At 68.3% G+C, this 17,496-nt stretch carries 19 protein-coding genes; 3 read left to right on the top strand and 16 right to left on the bottom strand.

Going from position 1 to position 17,496, the window contains the following annotated elements:
• From ACWELQ_RS13645 to ACWELQ_RS13595, 11 genes are all read right to left on the bottom strand, one after another.
• Positions 1–528: nuclear transport factor 2 family protein (locus tag ACWELQ_RS13645; RefSeq protein ID WP_452397354.1), on the bottom strand; the 528-nt coding region annotated here is incomplete at its 3' end.
• 117 nt (positions 529–645) lie between these two features.
• The gene (locus ACWELQ_RS13640; protein ID WP_452397353.1) at positions 646–1,512 is read right to left on the bottom strand and encodes an LLM class F420-dependent oxidoreductase; all 867 of its coding nucleotides are present in this window, start codon (positions 1,510–1,512) and stop codon (positions 646–648) included.
• 40 nt (positions 1,513–1,552) lie between these two features.
• Entirely contained in the window at positions 1,553–2,179 is a 627-nt protein-coding gene (locus tag ACWELQ_RS13635) for a hypothetical protein (protein WP_452397352.1), read from the bottom strand.
• A gap of 21 nt (positions 2,180–2,200) precedes the next feature.
• Positions 2,201–3,157 (bottom strand): MlaD family protein, encoded by a 957-nt coding sequence (locus ACWELQ_RS13630; protein WP_452397351.1) that lies wholly within the window; start codon positions 3,155–3,157, stop codon positions 2,201–2,203.
• Positions 3,154–4,260, bottom strand: a complete 1,107-nt coding sequence (locus tag ACWELQ_RS13625) for an MlaD family protein (RefSeq protein WP_452397350.1) — start codon at positions 4,258–4,260, stop codon at positions 3,154–3,156. Before ACWELQ_RS13625 ends, ACWELQ_RS13630 begins: the two co-directional genes overlap by 4 nt.
• Entirely contained in the window at positions 4,257–5,339 is a 1,083-nt protein-coding gene (locus tag ACWELQ_RS13620) for an MlaD family protein (RefSeq protein WP_452397349.1), read from the bottom strand. The genes ACWELQ_RS13625 and ACWELQ_RS13620 overlap by 4 nt, the downstream gene beginning before the upstream one ends.
• Positions 5,339–6,352 carry an MlaD family protein gene (locus tag ACWELQ_RS13615; RefSeq protein WP_452397348.1) on the bottom strand — a complete coding sequence of 338 codons (1,014 nt, stop codon included), beginning with the start codon at positions 6,350–6,352 and terminating at the stop codon, positions 5,339–5,341. Before ACWELQ_RS13615 ends, ACWELQ_RS13620 begins: the two co-directional genes overlap by 1 nt.
• Positions 6,340–7,338 carry an MlaD family protein gene (locus ACWELQ_RS13610; protein WP_452397347.1) on the bottom strand — a complete coding sequence of 333 codons (999 nt, stop codon included), beginning with the start codon at positions 7,336–7,338 and terminating at the stop codon, positions 6,340–6,342. Before ACWELQ_RS13610 ends, ACWELQ_RS13615 begins: the two co-directional genes overlap by 13 nt.
• Positions 7,335–8,363: an MlaD family protein gene (locus tag ACWELQ_RS13605; protein WP_452397346.1), complete on the bottom strand. Its 1,029-nt coding sequence runs from the start codon at positions 8,361–8,363 to the stop codon at positions 7,335–7,337. The genes ACWELQ_RS13610 and ACWELQ_RS13605 overlap by 4 nt, the downstream gene beginning before the upstream one ends.
• A 3-nt stretch (positions 8,364–8,366) precedes the next feature.
• Positions 8,367–9,230 (bottom strand): ABC transporter permease, encoded by an 864-nt coding sequence (locus ACWELQ_RS13600; RefSeq protein ID WP_452397345.1) that lies wholly within the window; start codon positions 9,228–9,230, stop codon positions 8,367–8,369.
• Positions 9,230–10,084, bottom strand: coding sequence for an ABC transporter permease (locus tag ACWELQ_RS13595; RefSeq protein WP_452397344.1), 855 nt, complete (start codon positions 10,082–10,084; stop codon positions 9,230–9,232). The genes ACWELQ_RS13600 and ACWELQ_RS13595 overlap by 1 nt, the downstream gene beginning before the upstream one ends.
• A gap of 382 nt (positions 10,085–10,466) precedes the next feature.
• Here ACWELQ_RS13595 and ACWELQ_RS13590 point away from each other — a divergent pair, with 382 nt between their 5' ends.
• A complete protein-coding gene (locus ACWELQ_RS13590; RefSeq protein ID WP_452397343.1) occupies positions 10,467–10,697 on the top strand; it encodes a nuclear transport factor 2 family protein in 231 nt (76 codons plus the stop codon).
• 6 nt (positions 10,698–10,703) lie between these two features.
• Here ACWELQ_RS13590 and ACWELQ_RS13585 read toward each other — a convergent pair whose 3' ends face one another.
• Positions 10,704–11,789: a calcium:proton antiporter gene (locus ACWELQ_RS13585; protein WP_452397355.1), complete on the bottom strand. Its 1,086-nt coding sequence runs from the start codon at positions 11,787–11,789 to the stop codon at positions 10,704–10,706.
• A 109-nt stretch (positions 11,790–11,898) separates the two neighbouring features.
• Between ACWELQ_RS13585 and ACWELQ_RS13580 the strand changes: the two genes are divergently transcribed.
• The gene (locus tag ACWELQ_RS13580; protein ID WP_452397342.1) at positions 11,899–12,636 is read left to right on the top strand and encodes a VIT1/CCC1 transporter family protein; all 738 of its coding nucleotides are present in this window, start codon (positions 11,899–11,901) and stop codon (positions 12,634–12,636) included.
• 18 nt (positions 12,637–12,654) lie between these two features.
• Here ACWELQ_RS13580 and ACWELQ_RS13575 read toward each other — a convergent pair whose 3' ends face one another.
• From ACWELQ_RS13575 to ACWELQ_RS13565, 3 genes are all read right to left on the bottom strand, one after another.
• Positions 12,655–13,086: a hypothetical protein gene (locus ACWELQ_RS13575; RefSeq protein ID WP_452397341.1), complete on the bottom strand. Its 432-nt coding sequence runs from the start codon at positions 13,084–13,086 to the stop codon at positions 12,655–12,657.
• Positions 13,087–13,122: 36 nt separating this feature from the next.
• On the bottom strand, positions 13,123–13,626 hold the full coding sequence (locus tag ACWELQ_RS13570; RefSeq protein WP_452397340.1) for a hypothetical protein: 504 nt from the start codon (positions 13,624–13,626) through the stop codon (positions 13,123–13,125).
• 163 nt (positions 13,627–13,789) lie between these two features.
• The gene (locus ACWELQ_RS13565; protein ID WP_452397339.1) at positions 13,790–14,842 is read right to left on the bottom strand and encodes a zinc-dependent alcohol dehydrogenase family protein; all 1,053 of its coding nucleotides are present in this window, start codon (positions 14,840–14,842) and stop codon (positions 13,790–13,792) included.
• A gap of 85 nt (positions 14,843–14,927) precedes the next feature.
• Here ACWELQ_RS13565 and ACWELQ_RS13560 point away from each other — a divergent pair, with 85 nt between their 5' ends.
• A complete protein-coding gene (locus tag ACWELQ_RS13560; protein WP_452397338.1) occupies positions 14,928–15,731 on the top strand; it encodes a helix-turn-helix domain-containing protein in 804 nt (267 codons plus the stop codon).
• Here ACWELQ_RS13560 and ACWELQ_RS13555 read toward each other — a convergent pair.
• Complete coding sequence (locus ACWELQ_RS13555; RefSeq protein WP_452397337.1) at positions 15,698–17,236, bottom strand: FAD-dependent monooxygenase; 1,539 nt, start codon at positions 17,234–17,236, stop codon at positions 15,698–15,700. The two genes, ACWELQ_RS13560 and ACWELQ_RS13555, sit on opposite strands and share 34 nt — an antisense overlap.
• Positions 17,237–17,496 lie beyond the last annotated feature (260 nt).

Raw genomic sequence — 17,496 nt, 5'->3', positions numbered from 1 at the left:
CGCCGCCTTGCCCGGCTTGCCGACGCCGCGCAGCCCGGACATGAAACCGATCGCGCCGCCGACACCCTGGTTGCCGAGCAGCTGCGGCCCCAGCTTCGCCCCCGCCAGCAGGCCCTGCGCGCCGGAGCCCAGCAGTTGGCCGATCATGCCCGCCAGCTCCCAATGTGCGCGCAGCACACGGATTCTCAGCGCGCCGTCCACCTCGGCGAGGTCGTAGCGCAGGTGCATGGGCACGTGCAGCGTCACCCCGGTCGACATGGTGGTGGCGATGGTCAGATCGCGGAAGACGGTCATCCCGCACACCACGTCATGGGTGACGTCGAAGGCGATCCCGTTGGGCGCGATGAAGGTCTCGTAGAAGCGCTCGACGGCCGCGCGCCCGATGTGCGGGCGCGAGCCGACCGGGTCCTCGACGCTGCCGTCGTCGGCGAAAAGGCCCACCCAGGCGGCCTTGTCGTGCGCGCCGACCGCCCGCGGGGAAGCTTCGACGGTCGCCAGTAGTTCGGCGGCGGTGGGGTTCGCGGGCACGGTGTCCTCCAGGTGGTGAGCAAGCGCGCGCGATGATACCGAACTCCCGGAATCCCCGAAGGCGGTCGGGCACTTTCGGTTCGGGACCGGCCCCGATCAGATCGAGGTCAGGCTCGATCAGATAGAGGTCAAACGCGGCAGCAGTCGTTCGGCGAATTCGGTGGCGTAGGCGACCGGATCACCGTTGGGCATGAAGTCCAGCTGCGTGATCCCCAGCGCGGACAGCTGTTCGGCGTCGCGCAGCACCTGGTCCGGATCCGCGAGCGCCGGGGCCACGTAGACGGCCGTCTTGCGGATCGCGTGGTAGTCACGCCGTTCCGCCTCACAGTGCCCGCGCAGCACCTCGAGCTTGGCGGCCACGTCCTCGACGCTGCTCGCGAAAAGGTTGCAGGCGTCGGCATACCGCGCCACCAGCAGCAGCGTCTTCTTCTCGCCACCGCCGCCGATCAGGATGGGCGGGTGCGGGCGGGTCAAAGGCGCGGGCACGCACAGGGTTTCGGCCAGCTGGTAGTGCTCGCCCTTGTACGGGCCGTTGTCCGGCCCCCACATTTGCAGGCAGATCTGCAGCGTCTCCTCGAGCCGCTCGAACCGCTCGGCCATGGGGACCACCGGCACGCCCAGCGCCCGCTGCTCGCGCTCGTACCAGGACGCGCCGATACCGAGCTCCGCGCGGCCGCCCGACAGCACGTCCAGCGTGGTCACGATCTTGGCCAGCAGGCCGGGATAGCGGTACATCACGCCGGTGACCAGCAGGCCCAGCCGCATTCGCTCGGTCAGCGCGGCCAGATAGCCGAGGGTGGTGTAACCCTCCAGCATGGGCTCGTCGTGCTGCCCGCTGTGCTCCATCTGGAAGTAGTGGTCCATGACGGTGAACTGCGCGAACCCGGCCTGTTCGGCGATGCGGGCGGTATGCGCGAGGGTGGGCGCGATTCGTTCGGGTTCGGCGGGAGTCGAGTAGTTCCAGTAGTGCAGCCCCAGATCCATGCACTTCAGTCTGCCCGATCCGGAGCGGTTTTCGCCCCGGTTACGGCTTGGGCAGTGGGAGGTCCATGCCGCCGACGTCGGTGACCTTCCAGTCGCCCTTCGGATCGACATTGACCGTGTAGTAGATGGTGGTCAGCACGCCGTCCGGGTTCTGGGCGTTGGTGGAGTTGACGTTCAGATAGACGTTGACCTTGTAGACGCCGTTGTCGCGGTTGACGACCTGCGAGCTGAGCAGGGTCGGGCTCGAGGTCCACTTGAGCGGGACCAGGATCTCCTGCAGCTTCGAGGCGGTGGCGTCGAACTTGGCGGCCAGCGCGGGGGTGGTGTTGGCCTTCAGGCGCACGGTCCAGGCGTTGAAGTCGGCGTAGTTGAGATTGGCCGCGCCCATGGCGTAGTCGGAGGCCACCTGTTCGGCGTGCTTGTCGTCGGCGGCCTGGTTGTCGCGGCTCTTCAGGTCGCTGCGGGCGGACTGCCACAGCACGGTGACGGTCACCAGCGCGGCGATGAGCGCGATGCCGGCGGCCGCGGTGAGCAGCGCCGAGAGCTTGATCGAGACGGTCTTGGCGGCGGCCGCGGGCGCCTTGTCGGTCGTCTCGGTCTGCTTCTCCGCGGAGACGGCAGGGGTCTCCGGGTCGACCGGACTCGTCGGTTCGGTGTCCTGAGACATGGTCTTCTCCTTGCTGTATCGCTACTTGACGTCGACCTGCACCCGCACCGCGCCGTCGGCGGTGGAGGCGAGCGCCTGCGAGATCAAGTTGCTGATATTGATCTGCGGCCCGGCCGTGCGCGCCGCGTCGGCGAGCGGTTGCAGCTGGGGCGCGAGGGTCTTCAATTCGGGTCCGGCCTGCTGGAGCCATTCGGTCAGCCGGGTCAGGAACGGTGCCAGTCCGTTGCCGCTCACATAGGCTTGCGGGCCGGGTGCACGATCGGTGAGTCTACCGACGGCATTGATGAGCTCCTCGAGCGACTGCTCGAACTGCACGAATGCCGGTGCGGCCGTCGCGGTGGCTTCACCCATGCCCGCGATATTCGAGGCCGCCGCTTGGAAGCTGTTGAGTAGCTGAGCGATCTTGGGTTCGCGGCTCATGATCGCCTGGGCCAGTAGGTCACCGGCTCGGGTGAGGTTCGGCATGGACGAGTCGGTGTCGTGGAAGGCCGTGCCGAGGGTACTGGCCAGCGAGGCCGCCACCTTGGGGTCGAGCTGGTTCATGACCTTGTTGACCAGCCGCGACACTTCCGGGATGGACAGCGGCGACTTGATCGAGGCGGTGTCGAGGCGCTGCCCGTCGGTCAGGTACGGCCCGCCCGCGACCTTGGGCCGGAATTCCACGTACGGCTCGCCGAGCGCGGACAGCTGCTCGATGGAGATGTCGCTGTTGGTGGGCAGCTTGCGGTCGCCGTCGATGCGGATGCCCACCTCGATGCCGCGCGCGGTCGAGTCCACCGAGGTCACCTTGCCGACCTTCATACCGGTCAGCAGGATCGGCGAACCCACGCTCAGGCCACCGGAATTCGGCATCACCATGGACGCGTTCGTGTAGTGCGCGAACGGATCCGCCCGCACCACACCGAAGGTCAGGTAGCTCGCGCCCACCACGGTGACGACCGCGATGCCGCCCAGCGATGCCAGCGAACCCCATTTCATCGCACGGCCCCGATCACGCGTAGTCCGGACAGAATGTTGGCGACCTGGTCGTCACGGGAGACCGAATCCGCCTTGACCCCGGTGATATTCACCTTCGGCCCGTTCTCCACGAACGGAATCAGCTTGTCCCGCAGCAGCGCAACCAGCGCCGAGAGGTTCGACGGCTGCGACAGATCCAGCGGTTTACCCGAAAGCGCCAGCGGCGCGAAGGCTTGCGTCACCGGGTCCAGCGCACCGGCCAGCGGGGCCAGCCACACCAGCGACTGCCCGAGCTGCCCGAGCGCCGCGAAGATCTGGGTGACGCCCTTGATGGAGTTGGTCACCCCGGTCATGGCGTCCACCGACTCCTGGCTGAGCTGGTGATCGAGGAAGTCCGCGCGGTCGTGCAGCACCTGGGCGTTCACGCCGAGACCGTTGAGCAGGCTGTCGACCTGGTCCAGATTCGCGGCCAGATCGACGGCGTTCCCGGCCGCGTTCTGGGCGATCCGCTTGGTCTCGTTCGGATCCTGCGGCAGGACCGCGTTGAACCGATTGATGATGTCCTGCAGCTGGTTGACCGCGCCGCCCTGGGTGAAGGCGGCCAGCGCGGCCATGGTGTCCTCGAGCTGCACCGGCGGCTTGGTGTGGTCCTGGGTGATGGTCCCGCCGTCCTTCAACAGCGAGTTGAAGCCGTCCGGCGGCGTGGTCAGCGCCAGGTGGATGTCGCCGAGGACGGTGTTCTGCCGCAGTTCGGCCACCGAGGCGGTCGGCAACTGCACCTTGGACGAAATGTCCGCGTCCACCACGACATAGCCGCCATGTCCGCCCGCGTCGGCCGAATTCACCACGCGCACACCGGACACCGTGCCGACCTGCGCACCGTTGGCGATCACCTTCGCCTTGGCGGGCAGATTCAGTACGTTGCCGAACTCGATGTGGATCCGGTAGGTCGGCCCGGACACGGTCGTGCCCGGCACCGGGACCGAGGACGGATCGAAGGCGCACCCGCCGACGCCGGTCAGCAGTCCGGCGGCCAGCACCACCGCACCGGCTCGTTTCGCCACGCCCCGCGGCATGCGGAAGCCCTCGGTGTCGACCGTGACGTTCCAGCGTCCGATTCTCATCGCGCACCTGCCATTCCGAGCACCAGCGGGACCAGCGGCACGTTCACCAGGCCGTTGGCGGCGTCGGTGCACGCGCCCGGGGAGGCGGCGTTGACCGCGGCGCAGACCTGTTCGGCCTGCGGGGCCGGGAGCGCCGCGCGCGGGGAACCGTAGGTGACGCCGTTGGACATGATGTTCTGGGCGGCGTTGGTGAGTACGGGCATCTTGAGCATGACCTCGGACAGGGATCCGACATTGGCGCGCAGCAGGCGAACCAACGGCAGCGTGTCGTCGAGGGCCTTCATGATCGGGTCGCCCGCGATGGTGACCAGGTCGTTGAGCATGGGCAGCACCGCGCCGAGACGATCGATGAGTTGCGCACCGGGACCGAGCAATTCGGTACTGGCATTGGTCAGCGCCGGGCCCAGCCGCAGCAGCATGGACCGCAGATCGCCCCAGTGGTCCTCGACCTTCTCGCCGACCGAGGCGAAGGCGTCGAAGATGCCCGCCAGATGGCCGATATCGGCATCCGGCTGTGACAGCGCCGAACCCAGCTTCTTGACGATCTCGTTGATCTGCGGGCCCGCCCCCTGGGTGGCGGTGTCCAGCCCGGACAGGCCGTGCGCCAGCGCATCCGGGGCCTGCGCCTGCTGCAACTGCGAGGACAGATCCGCCAGCGCGGTCAGCGTCTCGGTAATGCTCTTGGGCGTCAGGGATTTGGTGATGCACTGTGCGGAATCCCAGTGCGCCAGGTTCTTGCCGCTGTTGAGCACCGCCAGATTGCGGTCGGCCACAATGGAATCCGAGACCGTGGTGGCGGCCGCGTCCGCGTACACCGGGTACTGGGCGTCGACGGTGAACTTCACCTTGACCTTGGTGCCGTCGGCCGCGACGGAATCCACGGTGCCGACCGGGATTCCGCGCATGGTCACCTTGTTGCCCGCGTACAGGCCGACGGCGTCGGGCATGATCGCGCAGTAGGCGACGGTCTTCTTCATCGGATCGAAGACGATGAAGTAGCCGACCACCGCCAGCACCACGACCAGCACCGCACCGGCGACCGACATGAACGCCTGCGATCCGAGCATCCGCTTGAACATCAGCAGTCCTTCCCCGGCAGCGGAATGCACACCTGCGGCAGGGTCACGGTCTGGCCCGACTGATCGACCTTCACGCCACCATCCGGAATCACCAAGTCCGACAGCTTCTTCTGCAGATCCTGCGCGGCGGTCAGGGTGGGGGCGAACTTCTCGCCGAGCTGCTGTAGCTCATTGACCGCGTCGGTCAGCTTGGGCTTCAGATCCGACCAGGTCGGTTCGGTGCCGCCGAGGCGATCGAGGATGTCGCTGAGCAGCCGCAGCGCTTCCGCCATTTCCGAATGCTTGTCGTCGAGCACGGTGACCAGCAGGTTGGCATTGTCCATGAGCCTGCCGAGATCCGACTTCGCGCCGTCGTACATGCGCACGTACTCGTCGGCCACGGCCACGGCGTTCGACACCTGGCTGCGCTGCTTGTCCAACGCGTCCACGTAGGTCGCGACCGTCGAGAGCGTGGTGCGCAGGCTGTCGGGCGCGCCGTCGATCGAATTGCCCAGCGCGGCAAGGTTTCTGTTGAGCGTCGACCCGTCGATCTTGGCCAGCGGAGTGGCGGCGTCCTGGAAGGTCTCGACCAGGCTGTAGGGCAGCCGCACCCGGTCCGCCGGAATCGCCGCGGCGCCCAGCGGTTTGGTCCCGGCCGGGAACAGCGCCACATAGTGCCCGCCGACGATGGTCAGCATGCGGATGTCCAGGGAGGTCTGATCGCCCAGGAACACATCGGAATTCACGGTGAAGCGCATGACGACCTTGTCCGGCTTCAACTCCAGGGACTTCACCGAGCCGACCGAGATGCCGGCGATGCGCACATCGTCGCCCGCCTTCACCGACTGCGCCTCCGACAGTTCCGCGGTATAGGCGTGCTTGCCCAGCGGCACGACGTACAACGCACCGGCGGCGAGCAGGCCGATCACCAGCGCGACCGCGCCGAGAATGCCCTTGCGCAAGTGGCGCTTCTGCTTGGTCGCGTCGTCGACCACCCGGTCGTCACGCCGGAACAGGCGGATCATCCGTTGCATATCGCCACCTGCTGTCCCGAAACCAGCACCTTGACCACCGCGGGCAGATCGGCGCTGCCCTTGCTGCACACCGGCTTCCAGCCCGACGGGCTCGACGGCAGCGACACGTCGGCCGCGCCCAGCACCGCGGGCAGGCGGCTGAAGGTGTCCACCGCCTCCTTGGCATCGGGGAAGATGCGGCGGATCAACGCGTCCACATCCGACCCGCTGTTGATACCCAGCGAGTTCAGCAGATTGTCGATGGGCCGCAGCACCGACGGCGCGGTCATGGCGAATTGCGCCAGGCCGCCGATGTTCTGCTGCAACGCCTCGAAGATGTCCGACAGCTGCTTCAGCAGCGGCACCAGGTAGTGCACGCGCCCGCCGAGACGATCCGACAGGTCCGACATGTTGTGGATCAGCGTCCAGATCACCTGCTGCCGATTGTCCACGTACGAAGCCAATTTCCCGATCGCGTCCATGGCCGGGCCGACACCGCTGCCGTCCCCCTCGATCAAAGCGACCATGCTGGCGCTGAACTGGTTGATGGCCTCCGGAGAGATCGTCTGCAGCACCGGCTTCAGGCCGTTGAACAGCTGCGTCACATCGAAGGACGGCACCGTGTGGTCGGTGCCGATGCGCGCGCCCACCGCGATCCGGTTGCCCGGCTGCGGCTGCTGCTGCAAATCGATGTACCGCTGCCCGGTCAGGTTCTGGTACCGGATGGCCAGCTTGGAGTTGTCGTAGATCGGCGCATCGTCCTTGACCGCCACCTGAACTCGCGCCTGTGCGCCGTCGAGGTTGATGGCCTTCACCTTGCCGACCTGCACGCCGTACATGCGCACGTCATCGCCGACCTTGAGGCCGTTGGCATCGGTGAAGAGGGCGTCGTGCGACTCGGTCTTCCCCGACACCGGCCGCTGGATCGCGGTGAGCACCAGCATCAGCACCACACCGATCACGCCCGCGAACAAGGCCAGCCGCCACGCCGCGGCCTTGACGCTCATCGGGCACCTCCCAGCAGCGGCACCGCGATTCCCGGCACGCCCTTCAGATCGACCTCCACATTCAGCACCGGCCCCTGGCCGTTGTCCGGCATGGCCGCGCTCAAACGCGCCAGCAGTTCCCGCAATTCGACCGCCGACTGCTGCGGCCGCGGCACCATCTGCGCCAGCGCGGTCAGCACCGGCACCAGCATGTCGGTGGTGCCGGAGAGCTGAGTTCCGGCCTGCGAGAAGGTGTTCGCCAGTACCGGCAGCAGCTGCCCGGTCACGATCGCGAGGTTCTTGTCGTAGGTGGCCCGATCGGTCTGCAACCGCTGCATGCTGCGGATCAGATCCACCACCTGCACGGTCGCGCCCGCGAACTGGCCGCCGCCGTCGAAGGCCGGGCCGAGCTTGCCGAACAGCTCCGACATCGGCATCTTCTGGTTGTTGGTGATGGTGCGCTGCGCGGTGATCAACGCCTGCGCCAGCGGCGTGAACGCCTGGGTGTCGGCCGCGGCCTGCGCGATCACCGACGCCATCTGCGGGGTCAGCACCGAACCGCCCACCTGCGAGGCGCTGCGCAGAATCGAGCCCATGGTGGCGTCGTAGACGGCGGCGGCATGCGCACCGGTGAAGTCCAGCACCGATCCCTCGCGCAGCGGGGAACCGCCCGCGCCCTTGCGCAATTCGATCTCGCTGATGCCGAAGAGGTTGGCGGGCGCGTAGTCGACCTGGAGGCTGTCGTCGATGCCGAACAGCTTCTTGTCATCCAGCCGCAGCGAGATCTGCTGCGTCCCATGCTGATCCGGTGCGATATCGGTGACCTTGCCGACCACCACGCCGTTGGCCCGCACCTCGGTGCCGACCAGCACGCCGTCACCGATCTGCTCGGTGCGCAGCGAGATCGCCAACCCGTCCTCGGTCTGCTGCGACGAATACAGCGACCAGCCCGCCACCACGGCGGCCACCAGCGCCAACGCGACCGCGCCTACCGTCAGCGCGCGCTTGCGATCGACGGCCACACCCGGCATTCCGTAATTCGGCATCCCCTACCCCGTGAACGTAATCGCCGAGTTGAAGCCCCACAGGGACAGTGACAGCACCATGTCCATGGCGATGATCGCCACCGAGCTCGCCCGCACCGCCTTGCCCGAGGCGATACCCACGCCCTCCGGGCCGCCGGTCGCGAAAAAGCCGTAGTAGCAGTGGATCAGGATGACGACCACCGCGAAGATGGCCACCTTCACCACGGCCGCGATCACATCGAAGCCGGACACGAACTGGAAGAAATAGTGGTCGTACACGCCCGCCGACGCCCCGTGCACCAGCGTGATCAGCCCGCGGCAGGACGCGTAGGACAGGATCAGCGCGATCAGGAAGGTCGGGATGATGGCGACCGCGCCCGCCAAGACCCGCGTGGTCACCACGAAGGGCACCGAACGCAGACCCAGCGATTCGATGGCGTCGATCTCCTCGGAGATGCGCATCGACCCGATCTCGGCGGTCATGCGGCAGCCCGCCTGCGCGGCGAAACCGATGGCCGCGGCGATCGGGGCCAGCTCACGGGTGGTGGCGTAGGCCGACACCAGACCCGAGACCGGGCCCATGCCGAGCATGTCCAGCGTCGTGAACGACTCCACCGCCACCGACGCGCCCATCACCAGGCCCAGCACGATCATCATCGGGACCGTGCCGCCGCCGACGATGACCGAGCCACGGCCCCAGGTCATGTCCGAGATGGCGCGCATGGTCTCGTCGCGATACCGCTTGAGCGTCAACGGGATCGACGAGAGCACCTGCCAGACGAACGACAGGATGAAGCCGAGTCCCTCGACGCGGCGCAGGATCAAACCCCGGCGGCGGTAGGCGCGCGCCGCCCAGCCCAACCCCTTGGGCACGTAGGTGGCCGACATCAGGCCAGCCTCGTGGGCAGGAACAGATCGGTGATCTGGGTGGCGACCAGGTTGACCGTCACGATCGACACCACCGACAGCACCACCGCGGCGTTCACGGCGTCCGCGACACCGCGCGGGCCGCCCTTCGCCTCGAGCCCGCGCTGGCAGGCGATGATCACCACGAGGAAGCCGAAGATGACGGCCTTCAACAGGGAGATCCAGACATCGGCGGTGGTGGTGAAGGACCCGAAGGTGGACCAGTAGGAGCCGGGCGTCACGCCCTGCCCGCCGATGGCCACGCCGTACCCGGCCAGCACGCCGACGAAGATGATGAGCACGTTCAGCAGCGGGGCCACGAAGACCATGGCCACCAGGCGCGGGATCACCAAGCGGTGGATCGGGTTGATGCCCATGGTGTTCAGCGCGTCGATCTCCTCGCGAATGGTGCGCGCGCCCAGATCCGCGGCCAGGGCCGCCGCGCCCGCGCCGCCCAGCAGGAAGCCGGTGGCCAGCGGTGCGCCCTGTTTGATGACGCCCAGGCCGCCGGTCGCGCCCAGCAGCGAGTCCGCGCCGAGGGTGTGGATGAGGTTGCCGACCTGCACCGAGACGATGACGCCGAACGGGATCGCGATGAGCACGGCGGGGATCGCGGTGACGGTGATGAGCCGCCACGCCTGCAGGATCGCCTCTTTCCACTGGAACTGGCGACGCACGATATCGGTGAAGGTGCCGATCACCGCTTCCTCGGCAATGCCGACCGCGCGACCGAAGGTGCGCAGCGAGGCGACGGTGGTGCCGGAGAAGTTGTCACGGACGATGCGCGCGGCGGAGCGGCTCTTGACCGCAGGCCGGTTCTGGACCGCCCGGGTCAACGCGGGACTACTTCATCAGGACGCCGGAACCGACGCGGGGTGACGAGCTTCAAATTTCTTCTCCGTGATCGGCAACACTGCCTGCCATCAAAGCTAATGGTTACGTCGGGTTACAACAAATCGGCTCGAGGTGTGAGCGGAGCCTCTAAGTTACCGTCTGGTACACCTGCCGTTATTACCGGTCAGTGGGACGAATAGGCATGTGACCTGCAGTTCTAGAACGTGTTATTAGATCTGTTCGCTATCAATATGAGATCCCGCACCGCCGAGGCGAACCTCTCGCGAAGCCTCGTACATGGCCTCGGCCATACCCGGCAGGAAATTGAGTGATCTGTCAGCAAATCCCGTTTAGCACCGAACCCACGCGCGATCCGGACGCGGCGTGTTCACTGTGCCTGTGGACAAGACGGTGTCGGCGGTCCTGCACACGATCGAAACCGGCGACTGGGCAGAATTCGCGAAACTCGTGCACCCCTATGTGCATTGGACCGAGGCGGGTGTCACCACCCGCGGACGCGTCCAGGTGATGGCATTGCTATCCCGGCACGACGCGACGAAGCCCGCGACGGACTACGAACTGCGCGACGGCCAGATCTACCGCTGGAACTCCTGACGGGCGCTAGGGACTGACCGCCAGAAACACGAAGGCCGAGAACAACACCAGGTGCACGCCGCCCTGCAACAGGGTCGCGCGCCCGGGCACCACGGTCAGCGCGCCCACCACCACCGTCAAGGCCAGCAGCACCATCTGGGTCGCGCCCAGCCCCAGCATGAGCGGACCCTCGATCCAGATCGAGGCGAGGGCGATGGCCGGAATGGTCAGACCGATGCTGGCCATGGCCGAGCCGAGCGCCAGGTTCAGCGAGATCTGCACCTGATCGCGGCGCGCCGCCCGCACGGCCGCGATGGTCTCGGGGGCGAGCACCAGCAGCGCGATCACCACACCGACCGCCGACTGCGGCAATCCGGCCGCGGCGATACCGGATTCGATATTGGGCGAGACCACCTTCGCCAGCCCGACCACACCGATCAAGGCAACCAGCAGCAAACCCAGGCTCAGCAGGGCCTGTCGCTTGGTGGGCGGCTCGTCGTGCTCATCGTCGGTCCCGGCCGAGCCGCCCTCGACGGGCAGGAAGTCGTCGGGATGCCGGATGGTCTGCACCATCACGAACACGCCGTAGAGCACCAGCGAAGCCACCGCGGCGAAGATCAACTGGGAGGCCGAGAAGACCGGGCCGGGCTCGCTGGTGGTGAAGGTCGGCAGCACCAGGCTCAAGGTCGCGAGAGTGGCGACGGTCGCCAGGGCCGCGCCGGTACCCTCCGCATTGAAGACCGCCACCCGGCGGCGCACCGCCCCGACCAGCAGCGACAGCCCGAAAATGCCGTTGCACGTGATCATTACGGCGGCGAAGACGGTATCGCGGGCCAGCGAGGCGGCCTTCTCACCGCTCGACACCATGAGGGTGACGATCAGCCCCACCTCGATGATGGTCACCGCCACCGCCAGGATCAGCGACCCGAACGGCTCGCCGACCCGATGCGCCACGGTCTCCGCGTGATGCACCGCCGAGAGCGTCGCGCCCATCAGGAACACCGCCACCAGCGCGGCCAGGGCCGGGTTCAGCGAGCGCCCCCAGGAGGCTGCCAGTACCACGGCCCCGACCAACGGAAGAATGACCGACCAGTACCGACTGCAGAAGCGCATCATGACCCCCATCGTTGCAGCAAACTGTCCGCATACCCCGGAAATGGGAGGCATGCCTCCCCCGATCGCGTTACCGCATGAGTGTGCGCCGGTGAATTAGGCTGCCCACGTGGACGACACCCCCGCAGCGGACGCCACCGGCGCGACGCACCCGCACGAGCCGCACGACGCCAGCCTCGCCTCCCGGCTCAACTGGCTGCGCGCCGGGGTGCTCGGCGCCAACGACGGCATCGTCTCCACCGCGGGCCTGGTGGTCGGCGTCGCCGCCGCCTCCACCGATACCAACGCCATCCTCACCGCGGGCATCGCGGGCCTGGCCGCGGGCGCCATCTCCATGGCTGTCGGCGAGTACGTCTCGGTCAGCACCCAGCGCGACACCGAACGCGCCCTGCTGACCAAGGAGCGCCGCGAACTGGCCGAGGAACCGGAATACGAACTGGCCGAGCTGACCCAGATCTACCGGGACAAGGGCCTGTCGGCCGAGACCGCCCGGACGGTGGCCGAGGAACTCACCGCCCACGACGCCTTCGCCGCGCACGCCGAGGCCGAATTGGGTTTGAACCCACACGATCTCACCAATCCCTGGCACGCCGCCCTGTCCTCGGCGGTCTCCTTCACCCTGGGCGCGATCCTGCCGATCCTGGCCATCCTGCTGCCCCCGACGCAATGGCGCATCCCGGTCTGTTTCGCCGCGGTCCTGGTGGCGCTGGCCGTCACCGGCTCGGTCAGTTCCCGGCTCGGCGGCAGCGAACCCCGCCGCGCGGTGCTGCGGGTCGTCATCGGTGGCGCGCTGGCCATGGCCGTCACCTACGGAATCGGGCAGCTCGCGGGCGTCTCGGGCCTGTAGCCCGGCACCGGGCCGGGGCTATTCGGTGACCGGGGCCGAATCATCCGGCGGCGCGGGCGGATCCGGCACCCCCACCGGACCGGCGTAGCCCGGCACGACCACGACCGGAACGTCCACCGCGTGCGGGGCGACCGGAGCGATCGGGGCGGGCGGCGGTGCGGCCGGGGCAGGCGCATCGGCCGGAATCTCCGCGACCGGGGCGACCGGAACGACCGCAGGTGCTCCACGCCCGGGTGTGATCGGATCATGGCGCAGGCGTGGCACATTCACGATCGAGGTGTCGGCGATCGGGCGCTCGCCGGAGGCGGTGAGCCAGATGCCCGCTCCGAGGCCGACGGCCATCAGGGCCGCCACCAGCAGCGCCATACCCAAGCGACGCGGGTCGATATCCCCGGTGTCGGGATCGAATTCGCCTCCGTTGCGCTGGATCTCGTCGGCGGTGCCGAGCATGGCTGTCCTCCTTCGGTTTCCGGGCCCGCCGGAGTCTCAGGGTGCGGGCGGCGGGGGCGGGGGTGGCGGCAACAGGAACGGGAGGATCGGGGCCAGGATGTCGGGCAGCGCCGGCGGCGCGGGCGGAGGCGGCGGGGCGGGCGGCGCGGCCGCGGTCTCGGGAGACACCTCGACCTGGGCGGGCGCGGGCACATACTGCTGGGTCTGGGGTGCGGGAGCGGGCGCGGGCTGCTGCACCGGCGCGGCGGGTGCGGGTGGTGGCGGCGCCGGGACCGGGGCGGGCGGCTGGGCGTTGACGGGCTGGGTGGTGCTCGAGGGCGGGGTGCCGGTCTCGTCGGTACCGCCGGGACTGTCCAGCCCGGCCCGCAGCGTGCCGCCGATCAGCGCGAAGACGACACCCATCGAGAGGATGACGAGTCCGGCGAGCACCTTGGGCGACATCTCCGTCGGGGCGGACAGACCGGGGGTGCCGTCGGCGGACGGGACCGCAGGCCGCTCCCGCGCCGCGTCAGGTTTCTCGCGTACCGCACCCACCGTCACCCGGGAACTCCTTCGAGTCGAAGAACACGCCCGCCGATCCGAAATGCTTCTCCTCCAAAGACCGTACACAGATTTGCCAGCGCCCTGAACCGGCTACACGGTAAGGAAATAGTTCCAGGTGGATATCTATTCGTACCGATTGCCAATAAGTAGCAGGTCGGCCTCAGCCGATGGTCAGCACCACCTTGCCGAACGGCTCGCCCTCGGTGAAGTAGCGGAACGCCTCGCGCGCCTGCTCGAACGGGTAGACCCGATCGATCACCGGCCGCATGCCGTGCTCGGCGATGGCGCGGTTCATGGCCTCCAGATCCACCCGGCTGCCCACCGCGATCCGGCGCAGGCCCACGTACTTGCCACCCAAGGGGTCGGCCGGGGGCACAGCCGTCGCGGCCGCCTCGACCGGGAACGCGCCGATCAGCACCACCGTGCCGTTGTAGGCCGTCGCCGCAATCGATTTCGGCAGGGTCTGCTTGCCGACCGCCTCCACCACCCGCTGCACCCCGATACCGCCGGTGTGCTCCAGCACCGCGTTCTCCCAGTCCGGGAACTCCTTGCGATTCACCACCTCATCGGCCCCGAGCTTGCGCAGCCGCTCCCCCTTCTCCGGCGAGGACGTGATCGAGATGACCCGCGCGCCCAGCATTTTCGCGTGCTGCACCCCGAACAGCCCAACCGGTCCCGTACCTACGGTTAGCACCGTGTCCCCGGGACCGACCGGCACCGGCTTGATCAAGCCCGCCCAGGCCACCAGCCCGGCGCAGGTGATCGCGGCAGCTTCCGCATCGGTGAGATATGCGGGGACCCGGACCACCGACTCCTGCTCCAGCAGCACATAGGTCGCCAGCCAGCCGTCGTGGTTCGCGCCGTACTGCTGCCGGGTCAGCTCCTGCGATTGCGGGCCGTCGTTCCAGCCGACGAAGTAGGTGCCCATCACCCGCTCGCCCAGCGCGGTGCGGGTGACGTCCGCACCCATCGCGATCACCTCGCCGACGCCGTCCACCAGCGGCACCACGCCCGGCCGGGCGGGCAGCGGGTAGGTGCCGTCCATCAGCATGATGTCGCGCCGGTTCAGCGAGGCCGCCCGCACCCGGACCAGGACCTGATTCGGCCCGGGGACCGGTACCGGCTGGACCCGGGTGCGCAGACCGTCGAGCCCGCGCAGCGGTTCCATCTGGTAGGCAACGCCATTCGCGTTCTGGTTCAGTTCTTCGCTCATGGCAACGAGTCTGCGAAGCTCGGGGTGTTCGCGCGATTCCCCGCAGGGAATCGTCGAGCGGCCCCCGGGCCGACACAGTGGAGGTATGACGACCATGGCCGTGGCGACGACGAGCACCCCGTTCGGACAGCAGCTCAAGGACTGGCGCACACGGCGGCGGCTCAGTCAGCTCGATCTGGCCATCGCCGCCGAGACCAGTCAGCGCTACCTGAGCTTTCTCGAGCAGGGGCGCTCGCACCCCGGCAGGACGATGGTAGTCCGGTTGGCCGAGGTGCTCGGGCTGTCGCTGCGGGAACGCAACGCCTTGCTGCTGACCGCCGGGTACGCGCCGATCTTTCCCGAATCCTCCTTGGACGCACCGGAACTCGAAGCGGTCCGGTACGCGCTCGACACCATCCTGCACGGGCATCTCCCCTACCCGGCGGTGGTGACCCGGCCGTTCGGGGTGCTGGTGGCCGCCAATCCCGGCTTCGCGCTGCTGACCGAGGGCTGCGCCCCGGAACTGCTGGAGGCCCCGGTCAATGTGCTGCGGCTGGCGCTGCATCCGGACGGGCTGGGGCGGCGGGTGCTGAACCTGCCCGAGTGGGGTCGGCACGTCACCGACAGCCTGCGCAATCGGGCGGGCCGCAGCCCCGACCCGAACCTCGACGCGCTCATCGCGGAGTTGGAAGGCTATCTCCCGCCGGTGGATCCGGGTCCCGGCCATCTCGGCTTCGCGGTGCCGCTGCGATTGACCTCGGATGCCGGTGAACTACGCCTGATCACCACCGTCACCTCCTTCGCGACGGCCACCGACATCACCCTCTCGGAACTGCACCTGGAGGCGTTCCTGCCCGCCGATCAAGCCACCGCGGACTATCTCCGCGAAAGGTTCGCTCCCGCCGGGTAATTCACCGCGGCCTCGGGCAGCCGGGGCCACCGCGCGGCGATGTGGCCGTCGGGGCGGACCAGTAAGGCCCCGGTCGGGCCGAGGCCGCAGAGGTCGGTGAACTCGTCGGGCAGGCGCTCCACACGCCAGGGAACTCGCGTGTCGACGGCCTTCTCCCACCCGGCGGGGTCCGGGGTGAACACGGTGAACCACTCGCCCAGCGCATCCAGGCTGGAGCGGCCCGGCGCGAGGGGGACGTGAGGCATGCGCGCGCCCGGACGCCCGCTCGGGAGGTAGACGCCTGGGGTTTCCGGCGGCGGCGCTTCATTGTCGGATTGGACGGCCTCGGAGTCGTACACCATGCCCAGTACGAGGGCTGTCTGATCGAAATACCTTTCCGACCAAGGCAATTCGACAGCCCCCTCGGCAGCCGCGGACTCCCGCCGCGCGCGCCGGGCCAGCTGCGCCGCGCGCACCCGTTCGGCATTGGCGACGGCCTGCCGCAGCGTCCGCGCCGCGACCGGAATCCGTTCCGGCTCATACGTTTCCAGCAGTTCCGGTGCGGCCCAGCCGCGCAGCACGCCCGCCAGTTTCCAGCACAGGTTGTGCACGTCGGCGAGGCCCGCGTTCATGCCGAGCCCGCCGAGGATGGGTACCGCGTGCGCGGCGTCACCCGCCAGCAGCGTCCGGCCCTGCCGAAAGCGCTCGGCGACAAAGGCGGTCATCACCCAGTGCTGGACCCGGACCACGTCCACCGGCACGTCGACGCCCGGGCCGAAGGCCCGCGCGACCAGCGCGGCATAGTCCGTCGCGGGATCCCGCGCGACCGGCCCGAACCAGGCCCAGCCACCCTCCGGATACAGCGGCATGACCGATCCGTTCGGGGTGAAGTAGACCCCGGCCGGTTGCTCCGCCGACCAGCGGCCGAGCTCGGCCTCGAAGACCACGGTGGTGGTCTCGCCGATCGCGCCGGGACCGGTGGTGGCGATGCCCAGCCGCTGCCGGAGATTGGAATTCGCGCCGTCCGCGGCGAGCACGTACCGCGCGCGCACGCGGGTCACCGCGCCGTCGCGGCGATCGGCGAGCTCCGCCACCACGCCGCCGGATTCCTCGGCCAGATCCACGCATTCGACATCGAAGCGCACCGGCGTGTCCGCGGCGGCGAGCAGGGTCGGTTCCAGCCGGTCCTGCGAGGTGACCACGCCTTGCTCGGGGCTCTCGGGGATCGGCGCGCGCACCCCGACCATGGCCTCGGTGCCGAAGTCGCTGTCGCTCAGGGTCTCCCGGAAGCGCACCCGGCCGTATTCGGGCCCGAAGGCGCGGCCGCGGACGGTCTCGGCGATGCCGAGCTGCCGGAAGATCTCCATCGACCGCACATTGACCAGCCGAGACCTGGGAAACGGCGACAGTTCGCGATGCCGCTCCACCAGCAGGGTCCGGATGCCCCAGCGGGCGAGCAGGGCGCGGGCGGTGAGTCCGACCGGACCGCCCCCGACGATCAGAACCTCGAACTCCTCCTCCGCCACCCTTCCGAGTGTGCGGCCGCGGTCGAAAACCGTCAATGACGGCCGGTTATGTCGATTTCGAGTGAGTCCTTGCGACCATATACTCGCGGACGTATATTCGTAGACGAGTAGGGAGGTGCCGGATGGCTCGTAAGCGCAAGGTCGCGAATCTCATGGGTCTGGCGGTGCTCTCCGCGGTGGTCGTGCAACCCATGCACCGCTACGAGATCGCCGCGAGGTTGCGGAACTGGGGCAAGGACAACGACATGAGCATCAAATGG

The organism is Nocardia sp. NPDC004722 (assembly GCF_053601505.1).
Note: the sequence above shows the minus strand (reverse complement) of the source record. Positions and strands in the feature narration are given on the sequence as shown.

Excerpts from the sequence above, each read along its gene's own strand:
- ACWELQ_RS13560 (WP_452397338.1), top strand. The coding sequence starts at position 14,928 with ATGACGACCATGGCCGTGGCGACGACGAGCACCCCGTTCGGACAGCAG.
- ACWELQ_RS13605 (WP_452397346.1), bottom strand. The coding sequence starts at position 8,363 with ATGCCGAATTACGGAATGCCGGGTGTGGCCGTCGATCGCAAGCGCGCG.
- ACWELQ_RS13585 (WP_452397355.1), bottom strand. The coding sequence starts at position 11,789 with ATGCGCTTCTGCAGTCGGTACTGGTCGGTCATTCTTCCGTTGGTCGGG.
- ACWELQ_RS13600 (WP_452397345.1), bottom strand. The coding sequence starts at position 9,230 with ATGTCGGCCACCTACGTGCCCAAGGGGTTGGGCTGGGCGGCGCGCGCC.
- ACWELQ_RS13635 (WP_452397352.1), bottom strand. The coding sequence starts at position 2,179 with ATGTCTCAGGACACCGAACCGACGAGTCCGGTCGACCCGGAGACCCCT.
- ACWELQ_RS13610 (WP_452397347.1), bottom strand. The coding sequence starts at position 7,338 with ATGAGCGTCAAGGCCGCGGCGTGGCGGCTGGCCTTGTTCGCGGGCGTG.
- ACWELQ_RS13620 (WP_452397349.1), bottom strand. The coding sequence starts at position 5,339 with ATGTTCAAGCGGATGCTCGGATCGCAGGCGTTCATGTCGGTCGCCGGT.
- ACWELQ_RS13575 (WP_452397341.1), bottom strand. The coding sequence starts at position 13,086 with ATGCTCGGCACCGCCGACGAGATCCAGCGCAACGGAGGCGAATTCGAT.
- ACWELQ_RS13625 (WP_452397350.1), bottom strand. The coding sequence starts at position 4,260 with ATGAGAATCGGACGCTGGAACGTCACGGTCGACACCGAGGGCTTCCGC.
- ACWELQ_RS13615 (WP_452397348.1), bottom strand. The coding sequence starts at position 6,352 with ATGCAACGGATGATCCGCCTGTTCCGGCGTGACGACCGGGTGGTCGAC.
- ACWELQ_RS13630 (WP_452397351.1), bottom strand. The coding sequence starts at position 3,157 with ATGAAATGGGGTTCGCTGGCATCGCTGGGCGGCATCGCGGTCGTCACC.
- ACWELQ_RS13640 (WP_452397353.1), bottom strand. The coding sequence starts at position 1,512 with ATGGATCTGGGGCTGCACTACTGGAACTACTCGACTCCCGCCGAACCC.
- ACWELQ_RS13565 (WP_452397339.1), bottom strand. The coding sequence starts at position 14,842 with ATGAGCGAAGAACTGAACCAGAACGCGAATGGCGTTGCCTACCAGATG.